The 2,525-nt window shown below is 67.9% G+C and carries 3 protein-coding genes; 1 reads left to right on the top strand and 2 read right to left on the bottom strand.

The genetic code is table 11. The features are described 5' to 3' along the window. Positions 1 to 117 precede the first annotated feature (117 nt). A complete protein-coding gene (locus ACZ68L_RS46775; RefSeq protein ID WP_469591011.1) occupies positions 118 to 669 on the top strand; it encodes a hypothetical protein in 552 nt (183 codons plus the stop codon). Here the strand turns inward: ACZ68L_RS46775 and ACZ68L_RS46770 are convergent. Both ACZ68L_RS46770 and ACZ68L_RS46765 read right to left on the bottom strand, forming a co-directional pair. Further along, positions 599 to 1,420 carry an IS5 family transposase gene (locus ACZ68L_RS46770; protein ID WP_469591009.1) on the bottom strand — a complete coding sequence of 274 codons (822 nt, stop codon included), beginning with the start codon at positions 1,418 to 1,420 and terminating at the stop codon, positions 599 to 601. The genes ACZ68L_RS46775 and ACZ68L_RS46770 overlap by 71 nt on opposite strands. Positions 1,421 to 1,867: 447 nt before the next feature. Next, entirely contained in the window at positions 1,868 to 2,371 is a 504-nt protein-coding gene (locus tag ACZ68L_RS46765) for a GNAT family N-acetyltransferase (RefSeq protein WP_469591007.1), read from the bottom strand. Positions 2,372 to 2,525 lie beyond the last annotated feature (154 nt).

The raw sequence follows: 2,525 nt of genomic DNA, 5'->3' as shown, positions 1-2,525 counted from the left end.
AGAAGCTGTTCTCTTTCCGAATGTGAGCAATGAGTTTCCGCTGTTCAGGCAGGGTTTCGCCGTGGTCATGGGAGGGTTCGGGCGTTCAGTTCGTTCTCGGTGATGCGGAGGCGACGGATGCCGTCGGTGATGGGGTTACTGGAGGAGCGGGAGGCGGTTGCCCGGGTGCGGGCGGAGGAGCTTCGCGCACAGATGGAGAGGATCGCGGCTGACCTTGCTGAGGCGGAGGCGGTGCTGGAGCGTCGGGTGATCGCCCGGACGGAGCTCGCCGAGGCCCTGGCTGGGGGCGAGGAGACGCCGGTGGTCGCTGCCGGGGTGCGGGAGGCGCCGGCCGTGGTCGCGAAGGTCCCGGCTTTGGTGGTGAGGTCCGTTGTGCCGCGCTGGCACGAGGCGGCGACGGTGGACGCGCTCGCGGTGGACTACCGGCGGATCATCGAGCTGGTGGAATCCGGTGCGGGTGGCGGTGAGGGTGTCTCGGCGAAGCAGCTAGCCGCTGGGCTTGAGCTGGAGTTGGTGCCCGCGAAGATCGAGGGGGTGCGGTCCAGGGCGAGGCGGCTGGCCGAGCGGGGCTGGCTGACGGCGTCGCCGTCGGGCCGGTTCACGCGGCGGGAGCCCACCGGTCCTGCCCGGCCCGGCGCCGGGAAGCGTGCCGGGCGAGCCGGCGGCTGAGGAGCATGGACTGCGAGAAGTAGATGAACGCCTCGCTGGTAGCGGGCAGTGTCTCGAAGTCCCGCACCAGACGGCGCGAGGACATCAGCCAGCCCAGACTCCTCTCCACCACCCACCTTCTCGGTAGTACCACGAACCCTGACATGTCGTCGGTACGTTTCACGATCTGTAGGGTGAGCTGCAGTTTCTCCTTCGCCCAGGCGACGAGCCGGCCGCGGTAGCCGTTGTCGGCCCACATCAGCGTGATCGCGGTGAACCGCTCACGCAGGCGGGGCAGCATCAGGTGGGCGGCTTGGCGGTCGGTGACGTTCCCGGCCGTGACCAGCACCATCAGCAGCAGACCCAGGCTGTCCGTGATGACGTGCCGGCGCCTGCCGTTGATCTTCTTGCCGCCGTCGTAACCCCGTGAGACGGCGGGCACCGAGGCCGCCGCCTTGACCGACTGCGAGTCGATGATCGCCGCAGTCGGCTGTGCCTCACGTCCTTCGGCCTGCCGGGCCTTCTCCCGCAGCCGGCCGTGCAACTCCTGGGCCAGGCCCTTCAGACGCCACCTGCGAAAGAACGCGTAGACCCGGTCCCACGGGGGAAAGTCCGCCGGGAGCGCCCGCCATTTCACCGCGTTGTCAGTGACGTACCGCACCGCGTCCAACATCTGCCTGTGGCAATAGCCCTCCGGCTGTCCGCCCCGGCCCTCCAGCCAGGCCGGAACCGGCATCACCTCGCGTACCACCCGCCACTCCGCGTCCGTCATGTCGGAGGGATACCGCCGCACTCGTTCGGGTTGGTCGGCCGCGTTCCCGAACCGGTGAGCGAGACAATCGCACACCGACACGCACGAGTTGGACGGGACCGGCACCGACACGCAAGACTGGAACAACAGGACCTCCTTGCACTCGAGTTGGCTTCGCAACCCTCGTGCTGCACCGGAGGTCCTACCTTCATGCGCCGACCCTGCCGAGATCACCCGACCAGGGACCCCGTTCGATCAAAACCGCCCTCGTGATCGATAGAGAACGGCTACTCAACGTGCCCGGGCACGTACAACAAAGACAACAGGGCCTCCGGGAACCACTCGGAATGGGATCGCACCCCCGAGCTACCAGGAGGCCCTGCTTCCACGCGCGGAAACCGCCGCAGTCTCCCGACCGAGACTCCCATTCGACCGACAGCCTTCGAGATCGGTACGGGCAACAACCACTTACGTGTCGGAATGCTGCGGCAGGGCGAGCCAGTCCGACCAGGAGATCTCACGGCCGAGGAAGCGCGGCTGCTCGAACGGCCAGTCGGCGGCGATCCACTGCGGCACCAGCGCGTCGAGGGCCTGCTCGACCTTGCTGCCCACCAGCTCGTCCACCACCCACCAGGAGATCTCGCCGTCCGCGCCGGCCCTCTCCGGCGGGTCGATGTAGATACAGCCGAGCAGAACTGTCTCCGCCGCGTCGAACAGCGCGTAGTTGAAGGACTGGTGCGCGGCGATCTCCTTCTCGTGCCGCAACAGGTCGGCCTGGTCGGCCTCGTAGGTCATGGTGGCCGCGGGCCAGCCCCAGGCCGGGCCGAAGATGGTCCACAGCCGCTCGCGCGAACCCATCACAGCCGGATAGTCGAGCGGGGTGTCCACCTCCCGGATCGGCCGCAGGTGATGACCACCGCCCGGCAGCGGTACCAGGACGGGGTGGACGAAGTCATCGGGAAGCCAGCTCATGGCGCCCGACCGTAGCAGCGCGCGGCCGTCCGCACCCCTGGATTTTCCCCGCGTACCGCCAGGCTCTGCTCTCATGCCGGGCAGGGCCCGCGATCACCCGATCGAGACTCCCGTTCGATCGACAGACTCCATGATCGATATGGCAACGGCTTCT

Source organism: Streptomyces sp. NPDC104309, from assembly GCF_055584025.1.
The sequence above is the reverse complement of the archived record's forward strand: the minus strand, read 5'-3'. Positions and strand labels throughout refer to the sequence as shown.

Excerpts from the sequence above, each read along its gene's own strand:
- ACZ68L_RS46775 (WP_469591011.1), top strand. The coding sequence starts at position 118 with ATGCCGTCGGTGATGGGGTTACTGGAGGAGCGGGAGGCGGTTGCCCGG.
- ACZ68L_RS46770 (WP_469591009.1), bottom strand. The coding sequence starts at position 1,420 with ATGACGGACGCGGAGTGGCGGGTGGTACGCGAGGTGATGCCGGTTCCG.
- ACZ68L_RS46765 (WP_469591007.1), bottom strand. The coding sequence starts at position 2,371 with ATGAGCTGGCTTCCCGATGACTTCGTCCACCCCGTCCTGGTACCGCTG.